This is a genomic window from Streptomyces sp. SCA2-17 (assembly GCF_044336695.1).
On record NZ_CP117521.1, the window covers coordinates 2,377,120 to 2,394,058 of the forward strand.

Annotated in this window: 12 protein-coding genes; 5 read left to right on the forward strand and 7 right to left on the reverse strand. The window is 71.7% G+C overall.

Annotated features, from left to right (window positions below):
* Positions 1–115: 115 nt before the first annotated feature.
* Positions 116–2,224, reverse strand: coding sequence for an N-6 DNA methylase (locus PS271_RS10540; RefSeq protein ID WP_398381695.1), 2,109 nt, complete (start codon positions 2,222–2,224; stop codon positions 116–118).
* A gap of 207 nt (positions 2,225–2,431) precedes the next feature.
* On the opposite strand from PS271_RS10540, the gene PS271_RS10545 reads away from it, so the two are divergent.
* Positions 2,432–3,133, forward strand: coding sequence for an Rv1352/Rv1906c domain-containing protein (locus tag PS271_RS10545; RefSeq protein WP_398381696.1), 702 nt, complete (start codon positions 2,432–2,434; stop codon positions 3,131–3,133).
* Between the two features lie 171 nt (positions 3,134–3,304).
* Positions 3,305–4,789 (forward strand): DUF2079 domain-containing protein, encoded by a 1,485-nt coding sequence (locus PS271_RS10550; protein WP_398381697.1) that lies wholly within the window; start codon positions 3,305–3,307, stop codon positions 4,787–4,789.
* Between the two features lie 37 nt (positions 4,790–4,826).
* On the opposite strand, the gene mfd is transcribed toward PS271_RS10550, so the two are convergent.
* From mfd to PS271_RS10570, 4 genes are all read right to left on the reverse strand, one after another.
* Complete coding sequence (mfd, locus tag PS271_RS10555; RefSeq protein WP_398381698.1) at positions 4,827–8,360, reverse strand: transcription-repair coupling factor; 3,534 nt, start codon at positions 8,358–8,360, stop codon at positions 4,827–4,829.
* 154 nt (positions 8,361–8,514) lie between these two features.
* Positions 8,515–8,778 carry a hypothetical protein gene (locus tag PS271_RS10560; RefSeq protein WP_398381699.1) on the reverse strand — a complete coding sequence of 88 codons (264 nt, stop codon included), beginning with the start codon at positions 8,776–8,778 and terminating at the stop codon, positions 8,515–8,517.
* Positions 8,771–9,097, reverse strand: a complete 327-nt coding sequence (locus PS271_RS10565; protein ID WP_398381700.1) for a hypothetical protein — start codon at positions 9,095–9,097, stop codon at positions 8,771–8,773. The genes PS271_RS10560 and PS271_RS10565 overlap by 8 nt, the downstream gene beginning before the upstream one ends.
* A gap of 56 nt (positions 9,098–9,153) precedes the next feature.
* Positions 9,154–9,510 (reverse strand): hypothetical protein, encoded by a 357-nt coding sequence (locus PS271_RS10570; protein ID WP_398381701.1) that lies wholly within the window; start codon positions 9,508–9,510, stop codon positions 9,154–9,156.
* A gap of 169 nt (positions 9,511–9,679) precedes the next feature.
* Here PS271_RS10570 and PS271_RS10575 point away from each other — a divergent pair, with 169 nt between their 5' ends.
* Together PS271_RS10575 and PS271_RS10580 are read left to right on the forward strand one after the other, a co-directional pair.
* Complete coding sequence (locus PS271_RS10575; RefSeq protein ID WP_398381702.1) at positions 9,680–10,534, forward strand: helix-turn-helix domain-containing protein; 855 nt, start codon at positions 9,680–9,682, stop codon at positions 10,532–10,534.
* Positions 10,535–10,546: 12 nt separating this feature from the next.
* Positions 10,547–10,741, forward strand: a complete 195-nt coding sequence (locus PS271_RS10580) for a DUF397 domain-containing protein (RefSeq protein ID WP_398381703.1) — start codon at positions 10,547–10,549, stop codon at positions 10,739–10,741.
* Positions 10,742–10,833: 92 nt separating this feature from the next.
* On the opposite strand, the gene PS271_RS10585 is transcribed toward PS271_RS10580, so the two are convergent.
* Both PS271_RS10585 and PS271_RS10590 read right to left on the reverse strand, forming a co-directional pair.
* Positions 10,834–13,407 (reverse strand): ABC transporter permease, encoded by a 2,574-nt coding sequence (locus PS271_RS10585; protein ID WP_398381704.1) that lies wholly within the window; start codon positions 13,405–13,407, stop codon positions 10,834–10,836.
* A complete protein-coding gene (locus PS271_RS10590; RefSeq protein WP_398381705.1) occupies positions 13,404–14,192 on the reverse strand; it encodes an ABC transporter ATP-binding protein in 789 nt (262 codons plus the stop codon). Before PS271_RS10590 ends, PS271_RS10585 begins: the two co-directional genes overlap by 4 nt.
* A 639-nt stretch (positions 14,193–14,831) precedes the next feature.
* Between PS271_RS10590 and PS271_RS10595 the strand changes: the two genes are divergently transcribed.
* Positions 14,832–16,607, forward strand: coding sequence for a lytic transglycosylase domain-containing protein (locus PS271_RS10595; RefSeq protein WP_398381706.1), 1,776 nt, complete (start codon positions 14,832–14,834; stop codon positions 16,605–16,607).
* The last annotated feature ends 332 nt before the right edge of the window (positions 16,608–16,939 follow it).

The window sequence follows — 16,939 nt, forward strand, 5'->3', positions numbered from 1 at the left end:
TTTGTGTCCTGAGCCTATATACCGACACGGGCAACTCACCCCAGGTTGCGCACATCAGACGGTGTGACAGGTCACTCGAACCACGCGGACCTCACGGAAGCGCGCATTCCGGGATTTAGTCCGGGATGCGCTCCGGGGTGCCTTCCGGCCGGACGCTCCCGTCCGTCAGCCCGTCGAACATCCCCTGCACCAGCCGCTCCCCCAGCCGCTCCGTCCGCCGCAGCGCCTCCTCGAACTCCGCGAGTCCGCGGAAGCGGCTGCCGTAGCGCCGCTGGTCGGCGAGCGGGAGGCGGGGCACCTGGAGCCGGCGGACGTCGAGGCGGGTCGCGGTGGAGGCGTAGCTGCTGGCCTGGCGCTGGTTGGCGGTGCCGCGCAGGAAGCCGGCGAGGAACCACGGGTCGAGCGCGGCCGGATCGGGCCGCAGCAGGAACAGGCCCCGGCCGAGGGCGGCGCCGGCCGTCTCCTCGCCGATGACGCGGGCCACGGTGACATCGCCGACGACGGGGACGACGACATCCCCGGCCCGCACCAGGACCGGCTCCTCGGCCTGCCCTTCGGGCAGCGTGCCCGTGGGAGGGCTGCCCGCCTTCACGTCGTAGTCGGTGAGCACCGGCGGGGCGGCGGCGCCCGGCTCGGGCACCGCTCCCGGGCCGCCCGCACGCAGCACCAGCGCCCCGGCGCGGGCGAGCTCGCCGACGGTGGTGGTGGGCCAGCGGGCCGGGTCTCCGGGAGCGGCGGGCGGGGCGGGCGTGAGCTCGCCGGTGCGCCGCAGGGCGGCCAGGAGCCGGTCGTGGGTGTCGGTGAGCCCGGCCGCGCCGCTGCCGGCGGCGGGCGGCGGCAGGTGGCGGGCGGGGGCGAGGTCGACGTCGTCGTCGAGCAGGTCGATGACGGGGAGGGAGCGGCACCGGCCGGGCTTCTCCTCGACGGTGCCGTGCCGCTCGAATTCCTCCCAGGCGCCGAGGACCTCGGTGCGCACGGCCTGCCAGGGCAGCTTGTCGCGGCCGGCCGGGGCGAGATCGCCCGTCTCGGCCAGGAGGACGTGCGGGACGGGCGAGGCCTGGGCACCGGGCCGGCGCAGCACCCACACGTGCAGCGGGATGTTGTAGGGCGGGGCGGCGCCCGCTGGCAGGGCGATCACGGCGCGCAGGGCGCCGCGGCGCAGGAGGTCGGCGCGGATGCGGCGGCCGGAGCGGCGGGAGGCCGCGGCGGGGGGCATCAGCAGGACGGCGGTGCCGCCGTCGCGCAGCCGGGCGAGGGCGTGCTGGACCCAGGCGAGCTCGGACTCGGTGCGGGCGGGGAAGCCGTACTCCCAGCGCGGGTCGTAGGCGAGCTCGTCATGGCCCCAGTTGCGCTCGTTGAACGGGGGGTGGCACAGCACCGTGTCGGCGGCGGTGTCCGGGAAGGCGTCGGCGCGGAGGCTGTCGCCCGCGCGCACCCGGACCCGGGCGTCGCTGTGCAGGGCGAGGCGCAGGGCGGTGAGCGCCGCGAGGCCGGGGTCGGCCTCCTGCCCGAGGACCGCCGGCGCGGGGGCGCCGCCGCCGGCCGCGGCGGCGTGGAGGAGGCCGCCGGTGCCGCAGGCGGGGTCGAGGACGGTGCGCGGCCGGTGGCGGTCGGCGGGGCTTCCCTCGCCGAGGGCGGCCATGAGCTCGGCGGGGCCGGGCGGGGTGAGGGTGTACTGCCGGGGGTTGGCGTCGAGGTGGCGGCCCAGGAGGAATTCGTAGACGTGGGCGGCGCCGCGCGCGGAGGCGAGCTCGGCGGCGCCGCGCAGCAGGGCGGAGGAGACGGCCAGCTCGGCGGTGGTGGGCACGCCGACGGGGTGGTGCCGGCCCAGGCGCGCGGCGAGCGCGGATTCCAGGGCCGAGGGCAGCTGCTCGGAGAGCTTGAGGTCGCCGAGGGCGGCCAGCTCCAGCCAGGTGGCGGGCCGGTCCCGGACGAGGAGGAGGACGGAGCCCGCGTAGCGCAGGGCGGTCACGGCCCCGGCGGGGTGGCCGGCGACCTGCTGCCAGACCCGCTCGCGCAGCGGGACTTCGGCGAGCTTGCCCTGGTGGCGCAGCCACTGTTCGACGTCGCCGAGGGCGAACGTGGGGCTGGTCTCGCTGCCCCCTATCGGCTGCGGGAAGTCGGGGTGGCGCCTGCGCCAGTTGCTGACGGCCGCGCGGCCCACTCCGGCCAGCCGTGCGATCCCGGCCGCGGTCACCTCCGCTGCACTGTCGCTGTCCGGCATCCGGCTTCCCCTCTCCTGCCCGGCCCTGCCCTGCACGGAGCCGGCCCGCCTCGTCGCTGTGATGCCGAGCATACCCGCAAGCACCACACACACCCCTTCACAGCCGTGAACACACCCCATCGTGTGAACGTGGTTGACTCGGTTCACAGGCTCTGCTGTCATTGACGCGTCGGTTCGAGAAGATTTCCCCGCCGAAAGGTGTCAGCCATGTCTCAGCACTCCCAGGCCAAGCAGCGGAACTGGTTCGCCCGGCACAAGGTCCTCACGGCCGCGGGCGCCCTCGTCGTGGTCGTCGGCATCGGCGGCGCCCTGAGCGGCGGCGGCGACAGCGGCGACGGCAAGGCCTCGGCCGCCGGCTCGTCGGAGAAGAAGGGGCAGGAGGGCGGCGAAGGAAAGGAGAAGGCCGCGAAGGGTGCCCTGAAGGGGAGCGGCACCTATCAGGTCGGCTCGGACCTCCAGCCCGGCACCTACCGCTCGCTGGGCAACAAGCTCGGGTGCTACTGGGAGCGCGCCAAGGACTCCAGCGGCGACCCCGATGCGATCCTCGCCAACGACAACGTGATCGGCGCCTCGTACGTGACGGTCAAGGCCGGGGACAAGATCTTCAAGACGCAGGGCTGCAAGAGCTGGGAGCGCGTGGCCGAGGGCGAAGCGGCCGGGAGCCCGAAGACCGAGATGCCCGGCAACGGCATGTACAAGGTGGGGGCCGACATAGCCCCCGGCACCTACAAGTCGGCCGGCAACAAGCAGGACGGCTGCTACTGGGAGCGCGCCAAGGACGCCCTGCACGAGAGCGCGGACTCGATCCTCGCCAACGACAACGTCACGGGCAATGCCGTCGTGACCATCGCCCCCGGCGACGCCTACTTCAAGACCACCGGCTGCTCGGACTGGAAGAAGACGGGCTGAACGGCGGGGTCCTGAGAGAAGGACGACACATTCCGGCCGAACCGCGCCGGGAGACCGCTCGTCTCTCGGAAAGGGAGCCGGGCGCCGGCGAGGCTCCGCGTATCTTTTCCGACAGTCATTCCCTCAGCCATCTCTCAGTCATCCCACCGTTCCCGGACAAAGGACTCCCCCATGGACTCGGCCGCCGCCACCGTTCCGGCACCGGGCGGGCCCGCGGCCGAGGCGGCACCCGGCACCCGGCCCCGCGCCGCGGCCCTGCGCGCCCCGCGCTGGGATCCGTACTGGCTCGCGGGAGCCCTCTTCGTCCTCTACACCGCGCTGTCCGTGTGCCGGCACCGCCGCATGCTCACCATGTCCTGGGACCTGGGCATCTTCGAGCAGGCCGTCCGCGGCTACGCCCACCTCCAGGCGCCCATAGCCGACCTCAAGGGCCCGGGGACCAACATCCTCGGCGACCACTTCAGCCCGGTCACCGCCCTCCTCGCCCCGCTCTACCGGCTCTTCCCCACCCCGGTCACCCTGCTCGTCGCCCAGGCCGCGCTCTTCGCCCTCTCCGCGATACCGGTCGCCCGGCTCGCCGCCGGGCTGCTCGGCCGCAAGCGCGGACTGGCCATCGGCATCGCCTACGGCCTGTCGTGGGGCGTCCAGCGCGCGGTCGACTTCGACTTCCACGAGATCGCGTTCGCGATGCCGCTGCTCGCCTTCTCCCTCGAAGCGGTGGTGCGCGGGCGCTGGCGGGCCGCGGTCTGGTGGGCCGTGCCCCTCGTCCTGGTGAAGGAGGACCTGGGCATCACGGCGGCCGCGATCGGCGTGATCGTCCTGATCCGGCTGCGCGGCGCGAAGTCCCGCGGCGAGGGCGTCCCCCGGGGAGCGGCCCCGCTGGCCACCGGGCTGGTGGCCTTCGGCCTGGCGGCCGCCGCGATCACGTTCGGGCTGATCATCCCCGGGTTCAACACCGGCGGCGCCTACGACTACTGGAACAAGCTCGACGGCGGCGGGGGCGACGGATCCCCCGCCACGATTCCCGCCGACACCGCGATACGCACCCTGCTGTGGATCCTGCTGCCCACCACCGGCCTGCTGGCCCTGCGCTCCCCGGTCCTGATCGCCGCCGTGCCGACGCTCGCGTGGCGGTTCGCCTCCCACGACGACCACTACTGGAGCACGGACTGGCACTACAACGCCGTCCTGATGCCCGTCGTCCTCATCGCGCTCACCGACGCCCTGGCCCGGGCCCGCGACAGCCGCCGCCCCCTGCTGCGCTCGTACGCGCACCACCTGCCCGGTGCGGTGCTCGCCGCGTCCCTCGCCCTGACCGCGTCCCTGCCCCTGTACTCCCTGACCGAGTCCGCCACGTACAGCGTCCCGGAGAGCGTCCGGGCGACCGAGCGGCTGCTGGACCGCATCCCCGACGGGGCGAGCGTCGAAGCGGACATAGCCCCGATAAGCCGCCTCGCCGGCCGGTGCCGGGTCTTCTGGATCGGCGACACCCGCGGCATCACGCCCGACTACATAGCCATGCGCATGGCGGACGGCAAGACCCCGGGGGACCTGCTCGCGGACGGGGAGCGGATGCACCCGGGCGCGCGGTACGCGTTCCTCGGCGGCGAAGGGGGCTATGTGGTGCTGAAGAGGTCGGGGGCGGCGGCCTCCTGACCCCCGCCCCCGCCCCCTGCGCCTGCCGGCCGGGGCCCTACGACCCCAGGATCGTCGTGAGGAACTCGCCCGTCCACGCGAGCAGTTCCCGTCCGACCAGCGGCTTGCCGCCGATCGGGCGCGTCGCCGGGCGGGGCACCAGGATCTGGTGCGTGGCCGGCTTCATGACCGTGCGCGGGTAGAGCCGCTTGAGGCGCAGCTCCTGGGACTCGCGCAGCTCCACGGGGCCGAAGCGGACGTTGGAGCCCTGGAGGGTGATGTCGGAGACGCCGCACGCCCGGGCCAGCATCCGCAGGCCGGCGACGAGCAGCAGGTTCTCCACGGGCTCGGGCAGCTTGCCGTAGCGGTCGGTGAGCTCCTCGCGGACGGCGCGGATGTCCTCCTCGCTGTTCGCGGAGGCGATCGCGCGGTAGGCCTGGAGGCGCAGGCGCTCGCCGGGCGCGTAGTCATGCGGGACGTGCGCGTCCACCGGCAGTTCGATCTTGACTTCGAGCGGCGCCTCGGGCTGCTCCTCGCCGCCCTCGACCGACGCCCGGTAGTCCGCCACGGCCTCACCGACCATGCGGATGTAGAGGTCGAAGCCGACGCCCGCGATGTGGCCGGACTGCTCGCCGCCGAGCAGGTTGCCCGCGCCGCGGATCTCCAGGTCCTTCATCGCCACGTACATGCCGGCGCCCATCTCGGTGTGCTGGGCGATGGTGGCGAGCCGCTCGTGGGCGGTCTCGGTCAGGGGCTTCTCCGGCGGGTAGAGGAAGTAGGCGTAGCCGCGCTCACGGCTACGGCCCACGCGCCCGCGCAGCTGGTGCAGCTGCGACAACCCGAAGTTGTCGCCCCGCTCCACGATCAGCGTGTTGGCGTTGGAGATGTCGATGCCGGACTCGACGATCGTGGTCGACACCAGGACGTCGAACTTCTTCTCCCAGAAGTCGACGACGACCTGCTCCAGCCGGCTCTCGCCCATCTGCCCGTGCGCGGTCTGGATCCGCGCCTCCGGCACGATCTCGCGCAGCCGCGCGGCCGCCCGGTCGATGGACTCCACCCGGTTGTGGATGTAGAAGACCTGGCCCTCGCGCAGCAGCTCGCGGCGGATCGCGGCGCCGATCTGCTTCTGGTCGTACGGGCCGACGAAGGTCAGCACCGGGTGCCGCTCCTCCGGCGGGGTGGTGATGGTCGACATCTCGCGGATGCCGGTGACCGCCATCTCCAGGGTGCGCGGGATCGGGGTGGCGGACATCGTCAGGACGTCGACGTTCGCCCGCAGCTTCTTCAGCTGCTCCTTGTGCTCGACGCCGAAGCGCTGCTCCTCGTCGACGATGACGAGGCCCAGGTCCTTGAACTTCGTCTCGGACGAGAACAGGCGGTGCGTGCCGATGACGATGTCGACCGAGCCGTCGCGCAGGCCCTCCAGCACGGCCTTGGCCTCGGCGTCCGTCTGGAAGCGGGACAGCGCCTTCGTCACGACCGGGAACTGGGAGTACCGCTCCGAGAAGGTGCCGAAGTGCTGCTGGACGAGGAGGGTCGTGGGCACCAGCACGGCCACCTGCTTGCCGTCCTGCACGGCCTTGAACGCGGCCCGGACCGCGATCTCCGTCTTGCCGTAGCCGACGTCGCCGCAGATCAGGCGGTCCATGGGGACGGACTTCTCCATGTCCTCCTTGACCTCGGCGATGGTCGTGAGCTGGTCGGGCGTCTCCGCGTACGGGAAGGCGTCCTCCAGCTCGCGCTGCCAGGGGGTGTCGGAGCCGAAGGAGTGACCGGGGGCGGCCATCCGCGCCGAGTACAGCTTGATCAGGTCGGCGGCGATCTCCTTGACGGCCTTCTTGGCGCGCGCCTTGGTCTTCGTCCAGTCCGCGCCGCCCAGGCGGTGCAGGGTGGGGGCCTCGCCGCCCACGTACTTGGTGACCTGCTCCAGCTGGTCGGTCGGGATGTAGAGGCGGTCGCCGGGCTGGCCGCGCTTGGCGGGGGCGTACTCCACGAGCAGGTACTCGCGGGTGGCGCCCTGGACGGTGCGCTGCACCATCTCGATGTAGCGGCCGACGCCGTGCTGCTCGTGGACGATGTAGTCGCCGGCCTGGAGCGTGAGCGGGTCGATGGTCTTGCGGCGGCGGGCCGGCATCCGGCCCATGTCCTTGCTGGCGGACTTCTGCCCGGACAGGTCCGTCTCGGTGAGGACGGCGATCTTCAGGCCGGGGTCGACGAAGCCGTTGTCGATGCTGCCGCAGGAGACGTGGACCACGGAGGGGGCCAGCTCGGTGATGTCGGCGTCCAGGCGCGCGGCGATGCCCTCGCCGCCGAGCACCTCGACCGTGCGGGCCGCGGGGCCGTGGCCCTCCGTGACGAAGACGGTGCGCCAGCCGTCGGCCAGCCAGCCCTTGGTGTCGGCGAGGGCGCGGGCGGTGTCGCCGCGGTACGTCTCCGGGGCGTGCATGCCGAGCTTGAGGGTGTCGCCGCCCAGGTCCTCGTCGGCGGCGAAGGGGCTCACCGTCCACCACATCTGGCCGAGCTCGCGGGCGCGGTCGCGGACGTCCGCGATGCCCCACAGGGAGGCCGCGTTCACGTCGATGGGGGCCTCGCCGCCGCCGGCCGTGGCCGCCCACGACGCCTGGAGGAACTCCTGGCTGGTGGCCACGAGGTCCGCGGCGCGGGTCCGCACGCGCTCCGGGTCGCACACGACCGTCATCGCGCGCGCCGGCAGCACGTCCAGCAGCAGCTCCATCTCGTCCACCAGGACCGGGGCGAGGGACTCCATGCCCTCCACCGCGATGCCCTCGGCGATCTTGGAGAGGAGCTCGCCGAGCTCCGGGTGCTCCTCCGCGAGCTCCGCCGCCCGGGCCCGTACGTCCTCCGTCAGCAGCAGCTCACGGCAGGGCGGCGCCCACAGGCCGTGCTCGGCGACCTCCAGCGAGCGCTGGTCGGCGACCTTGAAGTAGCGGATCTCCTCGACGTCGTCGCCCCAGAACTCGACCCGGAGCGGGTGCTCCTCGGTCGGCGGGAAGACGTCGAGGATGCCGCCGCGGACGGCGAACTCGCCGCGCTTCTCCACCAGTTCGACCCGGGAGTACGCGGCGGCCGCCAGCGCGTCCACGGTCTCCTCCAGGTCGGCGCTCTGACCCGAGCGCAGGCTGACCGGCTCCAGGTCCCCGAGCCCCTTCACCTGCGGCTGCAGTACGGACCGGATCGGCGCGACGACCACGCTGACCGGCCCCGCCGCCGGATCGTCCTTGCGCGGGTGCGCCAGCCGGCGCAGCACGGCCAGGCGGCGGCCGACCGTGTCCGAACGGGGCGAGAGGCGCTCGTGGGGCAGCGTCTCCCAGGCCGGGAACTCCACCACGCCGTCCGGCGGCAGCAGCGAGCGCAGCGCCGCTGCCAGGTCCTCGGCCTCCCGGCCGGTGGCCGTCACGGCCAGCACCGGGCGCCCCGCGTCGCGCGCCAGCGCGGCCACGGCGAAGGGCCGGGCGGCGGACGGGCCGACGAGGTCGACGTGCGGGCGGTTGCCGTCGGCCGCGGCCTTCACCGCTTCGGCGAGCGCCGGATCATTGACGACGGCGTCGAGCAGACCGTGCAGGCTCATGGAGGCTTTTTCCGTCCCGGGATGACAAGGGGTGACAACGCGAACGGCCCGACACGTGTCACGGGCCGGGTGAGCCCCAGCCTACGACGGACCGCCGACAACCGCGGCCCGACGGTTCCGGCGGCCCGGGACGCCCCCCCCCCGCCCGGGCCGGTCAGAGTGGCCAGGCGATGACCTGGACGATGTACAGGCACTGCTGCCGCACGACGGTCAGATACTGGAACATCCCGCCGGGGAGGACTTCCTCCTGCACCCCGGGCGACCGGCCCTGGTAAGAGGCACCGTCCAGATAGAGGGCCGCCGCAGCCCGGACCAGCTCGTCGGCACGTTCTTCCACCCGTGCGACGAAGGCGAGGTTCGGCGTCTCGCCGATGACGTGCCGGGCGTCGGGGTCGTACTTCCAGTCCCAGTCACCCATCGGCGACCTGCGCCCTGGCCGTGTCCATGATCTTCCGGATCTCATCCATCGCGGCCCGCCACGCCGGATCATCCCTGTCGAGGGACTGCGCGGCGTGCTCCGCCACATGCAGCCGCCGGGCGACCTCGGGGAACCGCTCGACCTCGATCACGGTGGCCCACTTGAGCTGGAACATGGCGATCGGCCCGAAACTGTTGGCCTGGGTGGCCATCGTGAAGACCGTGTCCCGCTCGGTCGTCATCTCCGGCAGCCGGGACGGCGCGACCTGCGCAAGGGCGGCCCGGAGTGCGGGAAACGTCTTCTCGGGTCTGGGGATCAACGCCCCACCGTCGTGAACCGGCTGTGTGGTCATGAGTCCTCCCAAGGATGCCCCGATCACCGTACGGCAAGCGGCTGACCGAACGTGGCACTCCCGGCGGGGCCGAGCCATACGAGGCGGGCCCGCTCGCCGCGCTTCTCGCCGTACCACCACAGGGCCCGCTCCGGCGAGCGGAGGCGCAACGGGGCGCGCCCGTCGACGGCGACCAGGTCCACGTGCCCGCCCTCGTGGGCGATGCCCCATGCGACGACCTCCGCGTCCGTGACGCCCTCCGCCACGTCGGTCTCCTGGACGACGGCGAACATCCGCGGTGCGGTGTCAAGAACGAGCGCGCAGACCTCTTCATCCAGGTCGAATTCGAAGTCACGATCGAGTGAGCCGGGGCCGGAGCCCTGCGGGGTTTCAGCCGTCATGGAAGTCTCCTGTCACCGAGGAGTCGAGCGGAAGGCATGCCGCGGCCAGTGGAGTAACTCTCCAGCCCAGCGCCTGAGTTACACCATAGCCAGAAGCTAGGATCCATCTAGTAAATCCGGTGGGATACGTCATAACGCACCCTCGTGTGGGTGACAGGAGGAACGAGCAATGGCCCGGATCAAGCTTCCGCCGACCATCCGGCAGCGACGGCTGGGCACGGAGCTGCGCCGGCTGCGCGAGCAGGTGGATCTCAACGCCACCCAGGCTGGAGCGCTGCTCGGCTCTTCCCAGTCACGCGTGAGCAGCATCGAGTCCGGCGGTTACGCGGTCAGTGCCGACAAGGTCCGCGCCATGGCTCGCGCGTACGGCTGTGCGGATCAGCCGCTGATCGACGCGCTCGCGGGAATGACCGGGGGCCGGACCCGCGGCTGGTGGGAGGAGTACCGCGAGATCCTCCCGCCGAGCATGCTCGACATGGCCGAGCTGGAGCACCACGCACAGTCCATGCGGATCGCCTGCATCATCCACATGCCCGGCCTGCTACAGACCCGGGATCACGCCCACGCGATCATCGGCAGCATCGAGCCCCCTTTGCCGCCGCACGAGGTGGAGCACCGGGTCTCGTACCGGATCAAGCGGCAAGCAGTGATCCACGGGGATCGCCCGACCCCGCTGACCGCGATCCTCCACGAGGCCGCGTTGCGTATGCACTTCGGCGGCCGGAGCGTGGCCCGCGCGCAGCTCCAGCACGTGCTCGCCATGAGCGAGCGGGAGCACATCACGGTGCTGGTGATTCCCTTCGAGGCGGGTACGTTGCCCAGCTCGGGGCAGTCCGTCGTCTACCTCGACGGGGAGGTGCGGCACATGGACACCGTCCAGCTCGACACGGATCACGGCTCCGAGTTCCTGGACACTCAGCCGCAACTGGCCAGGTATCGCAGCACCCTGGACCGGCTGGAAGCCCTGACCCTGAAGCCGGAAGCGTCACGCGACATGATCCACCGCATCGCACACGACCTCTGACGAAGGAATGCCGTGTCCCTCCACAGCTGGCAGAAGTCCTCCTACAGCGGCAACGCCGCCAACTGCCTCTACGTGGCCGCCGCCCCCGGAACCATACGACTCCGCGAGAGCGACGCCCCCGACCTCATACTCACCGCATCCCCCGCCGCACTCCGCGCCCTCATCCACGCCGCCAAGGCCGGCCGACCGGCTCCCCGGAGAGCGTGACGCACCCCGGGCCGGGTGCAAAGACAACGGCCCGGACGCGCACCCCCGTGGCGCGTCCGGGCCGTTGCTCTTCCCCCTCGGGCAGCAGCCTGCTAGTCCGTGGCGATCGCGTTCAGGACGTTCATCCGGCCCGCGCGGAACGCCGGGACCAGGGCCGCGAGGAGGCCCACCACCGCCGAGCCGAGGAAGACCGCGGTGATCGTCGGCCAGGGGATGTCCAGGACGCCCAGGCCCTGGAGGGCCAGGAGCTTCTGGGACGTGGTGCCCCAGGCCATGCCCAGGCCGAGGCCGAGCAGGGCGCCGAAGAGGGCGATGACGACCGACTCCAGGCGGATCATGCGGCGCATCTGGCGGCGCGAGAGGCCGATGGCCCGCAGGAGGCCGATCTCCCGGGTGCGTTCGACGACCGACAGGGCCAGGGTGTTCACGACGCCCAGGACGGCGACGATGATCGCGAGGGCGAGCAGGCCGTAGATCATGTTGAGGAGCTGGCCGACCTGGTCCTGGATGAGCTTCTTGTAGTCGGACTGGTCGCGGACCTTGATCTGCGGGTACTGCTCGACGGACGCCTTGAGGGCGGCCGCGGCCTCCTTCGTCTGCCCGTCGGCGGCCTTGGCGAAGACCATGAAGTCCAGGGGCATCCGGTCCGCGGGGAGGTAGGTCCGTGCGGTGGCGATGTTGGTGTAGATCGCGCCCTGGTCGATGCTGGTGTCGTCCGAGGTGATGGCGTTGACCGTCAGCTGGGCCGTGCGGCCGCCGGTCATGGCGACCTTCAGCCGGTCGCCGAGCTTGATGCCGTTGTCCTTGGCGAAGCCCTCCGGCACGGACATGGCGTCCTTGGCGTAGGCGTCCTTCAGGCTGCCCTTGACCGTCTCGGCGCGTACGTCATCGGCGTACGTGGGGGTGACGGCGGAGAGACGCTTGGTGGCGGTCTTGCCGTCCGGCGTCGTGATCTTCGCGCTGACGATCGTGTATTCCGTGACGTGCTCGACGTGGCCGGCGGCCTTGACCGCCTTGACCACGGCCGGGCTCAGCGGCTGCTGGTTCTCGGACTGGACGATGAAGTCGGCGCCCACCGACTTGTCGAGCTGGTCCGTGGCCGAGGCGACCATCGAGGAGCCGACCACCGACAGCGCGGCGACCAGCGCGAGGCCGATCATCAGCGCGGAGGCGGTGGCTCCGGTGCGCCGCGGGTTGCGCAGCGCGTTGCGCTCGGCGAGGCGGCCGACGGGCCCGAAGACCCGCAGCACGACCGCGCTGATCACGCGGACGACGAAGCCGGCCAGCAGCGGTCCGACGACGATGAAGCCGACGAGGGACAGGAAGACGCCGAGGCCCAGCATGCCCGAGCCCGCCTTGGCGTCGTCCGCCTTCGCCGCGGCGGCCAGGGCCAGCCCGCCCAGGGCGGTGAGCAGCACACCGATCGTGGCGCGCACCTTGCCGGCCTTGCCGTCCGCCGGGGTGCCGGCGTCGCGCAGGGCGGACATCGGGGAGATGCGGGTGGCCTTGACGGCGGGCAGGACGGCGGCGAGCACGGTGACGAACACGCCGATGGTCAGGCCCACGACCGGCGTCGCGGCCTTGATCGTGAGCTCGCCCATGTCGAGCTTCATGCCCATGGAGCCCATGAGCTCCATCAGCCCCACGGCGAGGGCGATGCCGCCGCCGATGCCGAGCACCGAGCCGACGACGCCGAGCAGCACGGCCTCGACCAGCACGGAGCGCAGGATCTGCCAGCGGCTGGAGCCGATGGCGCGCATCAGGCCGATCTCCCGGGTGCGCTGGGCGACCAGCATGGAGAAGGTGTTGACGATGAGGAAGATGCCGACGAGGACGGCGATGCCGGCGAAGCCCAGCAGCGCGTACTTCATGACGTCCAGGAAGGAGCCGACGTCCTTCTTGTTCTCCTCCTTGGACTCTGCCGCGGTACGCACCGCGTAGTCGCCCGCGGAGGAACCGAGGGCCGCGGTGACGCGCTCCTTCAGCTGCTCGTCGCTCGTGCCGGACGCGGCGGTCAGCCCGTAGCTGCTGAAGGCGTCCGCGCTGCCGAGCAGCTTCGCCTGCGCGGTCGCGGTGTCGAAGTAGAGGAGGGCGGCGCCGGGGTTGGTGGTCTTGAAGGTGGCGATGCCGGCGACGCGCACGGTGAAGTCGCCGGGGACGGCGAGGACGCGGAGCTCGTCGCCCGTCTTCACGCCGTGCTTGGCGGCGGTGTCGGCGTCGAGGACGGCCTCGGCCGGGCCGTGCGGGGCGTGGCCGCTGGTGATCTCGACGGACTTCCGCTGGCTCTCGTCCCAGTTGGTGCCCACGGTGGGGGCGCCGGAGGTGGGGCTGAGGCTCTTGTTCTTCCCCTTCACGACGGTCAGCTGCATGCTGGTGACGTGCGGCTCGACCTTGGCGACGCCGTCGACCTTCGCCAGCTTGGCCTGGAGCGCGGCCGGCAGGGCCTGCGGCTTGCCGGTCTCCTGGGCGTCGTCGTCCTTCTTGGGGGCGACGGAGACGTCGGAGGCGGTGTTCGCGAAGAGCTTGTCGAACGTGGCGTTCATGGTGTCGGTGAAGACGAGCGTGCCGCACACGAACGCCACCGACAGCAGGACCGCGACGGCGGAGAGCGCCATGCGGCCCTTGTGCGCGAGGAAGTTGCGCATCGAGGTCTTGAGGACGGTCACGACACCCGTCCACGGGCGTCGAAGTTCTTCATGCGCTCGAGGACCGCGTCGGCGGTCGGGCTGTACATCTCGTCCACGATGCGGCCGTCGGCCAGGTAGAGCACGCGGTCGGCGTACGAGGCGGCCACGGGGTCGTGGGTGACCATGACGATGGTCTGGCCCAGCTCGTCCACGGACTGCCGCAGGAAGCCGAGCACCTCGGCGCCGGCGCGCGAGTCGAGGTTTCCGGTCGGCTCGTCACCGAAGATGATCTCGGGGCGGGCGGCGAGGGCGCGGGCCACGGCGACGCGCTGCTGCTGGCCGCCGGAGAGCTGGTTCGGCCGGTGCTTGAGGCGGCCGGCGAGGCCCACGGTCTCCACGACGCGGTCGAGCCAGGCCTTGTCCGGCTTGCGGCCGGCGATGTCCATGGGGAGCGTGATGTTCTCGATCGCGTTGAGCGTCGGGAGCAGGTTGAACGCCTGGAAGATGAAGCCGATGCGGTCGCGGCGGAGCCGGGTGAGCTTCTTGTCCTTGAGGCCGGTTATCTCGGTCTCGTCGATGAAGATCTGGCCGGACGTGACGGTGTCCAGACCGGCCAGGCAGTGCATCAGGGTGGACTTGCCGGAGCCGGAGGGGCCCATGATGGCGGTGAACTGCCCGCGGGTGATGTCCACGTCCACCTGGTCGAGGGCGGTGACGCGGGTCTCGCCGGCCCCGTAGGCCTTGACGACCTGGCGGGCCCTCGCCGCGACGGCCGTACGCCCTCCGCTGCCCCCGGTCTTGGGAATCGATACAGCCGTTGTCACGGTGAAACTCCTTGGTGTTCATGCGGTGCGGTCCACAGCCTGCCCGCAGGCGGGAGGCCGGCGCGATGGTGCTCGTCCGTGTATCCGAGGTGGGGTTAGCCCCACCACCGCCTCTCCGGCCGGCATCGCCATGAAAAGGCTAGGCAGCGGGTCGTGCCAGCCCCTCCCCCTGCGGTACGAACCGGGTGGCCGGGACGAGCAGGAGAAAGCCGGGCAGGACCCCTAGGGGTTGCGGGGCCGGCGGGCCCGCGGATCTCGGGGTCCGCCGGGGGCCGAGTCTGCACCCTGCCGTTACGTAAGGCGCAAATAAGCCTCTGACGGGGGGATGCGTGTCCGGGGAAACGATCTGGGGGGCGGGGGGCCGGGTGGCCCGCTCCCCTGCACATGCCAGGTTCCTGCCCTGCGGCTGCCCTGCGGCTGCCTTACAGGCTCACCGAACCCGCCACGGGCTGCGGACAAACGGCAGGAAACTACCTAAAGGGGAGGAAGTGAAGAGGGAACGAAGGGCGAATACTACGTGAAGGCGCCCACCGGACAAGACAATTGGGGCCACAGGGAATTAGTGTTCGGTGTCATGGTCGAGGGGGGACGTCGTGCACCCCTTCGTACGGGCCGCAGGTCTCCGAAGGAAGCAGCATCGTGAAGATACTCCCTACGCGCGCTGCCAGTGTCTCCCGGCAGGGTCTGTGCACGGCCCTGCTCGTGGCCAGCCTGACGGCCGCGGTCGGCGTCAGTCCCCCGCACAACACGGCGGGTGCGGACGACCCCGCGAAGGACCCGAAGAACCCCCAGGGCATGCCGCACGGCACGCCCAACCTCACGCTGCCCGACCTCAGACCGAAGGGCCGCCCCGGCCTGCCCGGCACGCCCGGCGCCGGCAAGGACGACTCCAAGGACGCCGCCACGGGCATCCCCGCGACGGCCCTGGACGCCTACCGCAAGGCCGCGCAGCGCGCCGCGGCGGACATGCCGGGCTGCCACATGCCGTGGGAGCTCATAGCCGGCATCGGCCAGGTGGAGACGCATCACGCCACGTACAACGGCGCGCGCATGACCTCCGACGGCACGACGGACAAGCCGATCCTCGGCCCGCAGCTGGACGGCAACAGCTTCGCCAGGGTCATGGACACCGACCGGGGGCAGTGGGACGGCGACAGCGTCTACGACAAGGCCGTCGGCCCCACGCAGTTCCTGCCGTCCACGTGGGCGCAGTACGGCGCCGACGGCAACGGCGACGGGGTGAAGAACCCCAACAACATCTACGACGCCGCGCTCGGCACCGCCAAGTACTTGTGCGCGGGCGGCAAGGACATGAACCGGCCCGAGGACCTCGACCGGGCGATCCTCAGCTACAACAACTCGCGCTTGTACGTGAACGCCGTCACGGAGTGGATGCGCACGTACCAGCAGGGCAATGTGCCGTCGCTGCCGGATGTTCCGGGGGTGCCTTCGGGCAACGGGCCGTCGGGCAACACGCCGTCCGGTAACACGCCTTCGGGCAGCGCTCCTTCGCGGAAGCCGCAGCCTTCGAAGCCGGTGCCGCCGCCGTCCGGCGGGTCGACGGGGACGACGCCGGGCAAGCCCAGCACTCCGCCGAGCAAGCCGGAGAGGCCGGAGAAGCCCAGCAAGCCCGAGCCCAATAAGCCGGAGCCCAGTAAGCCTGAGCCCAGCAAGCCGACCCCGCCCGCGCCGCAGCCGAGCCGCCTGGAGCGGGTCGGCAGTGGCGAGGCCTGGAAGGCGAACGCCGGCGAGACGTTCAAGGAGCAGGCGCAGGTCCTGGTCAACGACAAGTCCGGGAAGCCGGTGGCGGGGGCGCGCGTACGGTTCGTGGTGAGCGGTGACGGTGCCGCGTTCACGGACGGCGCCACGGAGGCGACCGTCGTCACGGGCAAGGACGGTACGGCCAAGGCGCCGCGCGTCACGGCCGGGCTCAAGATCGGCAAGGTCAAGGTGACGGCTACGGTCGTCGACCGTGACCTTCCGGCGGTGGAGTTCGCGGGCACGGTGTCCGTGCGGGAGGCCGATCGGGTCATCGCTGTCAATGACCCGAGTCTGAAGGCCGACCCCAATGGCGCGTTCGCCGACCGGTTCAAGGTCAAGGTGCTGGCGAAGGACGGCAAGGACGTCGTCGGCTCGGCCATCACCGCGACGGTCACCAAGGCCGACTGCACGACGCCCGCCACAGAGGACTGCAAGGGCGTCGGCCCCTACTTCAAGGGGCCCGACGGCAAGCGGACGTGGCGGCTGGAGGCCGGGACGACGGACAAGGACGGCGTCCTGGAGCTGCCGCAGCTGCTGACGGACGCGAAGTCCGGCGAGTACGTGCTGAACGTGACGACGGCGGACGGCAAGGCCCACGCCTTCCACCTGACGGTGAATGCCCCTACGGCCACGCTCCAGCCGCCGAAGGCGTAGCCCCTGCGGGGGGCTCGGCACGGGTACGGCACCGCCGGAATCCGCCGTTGTGGCTGATCACCGCGGCGGCGGAGTCAAGAAAGCGGGCTTCCTTGGCCTTGAAGGCACAGGCGCCGGGCCGAAGCGGCCGTGAAGGGTGCCGCCCCGCACCCTTCACTCCGCCGCGACGGCGATCAGCCACAGTGGCGGCCATCGGCGGTGCCGCACCCGCCTGAGCCCGTACGGCACCGCCGGACACCGCCGTTGTGGTCGCTCGCCGTCGCGGCGGATTCAAGGAAGCGGGCTTCCTTGACCCGGCGGGCCGTCCCCGCGGTGCCGAACCGGCAGTACGC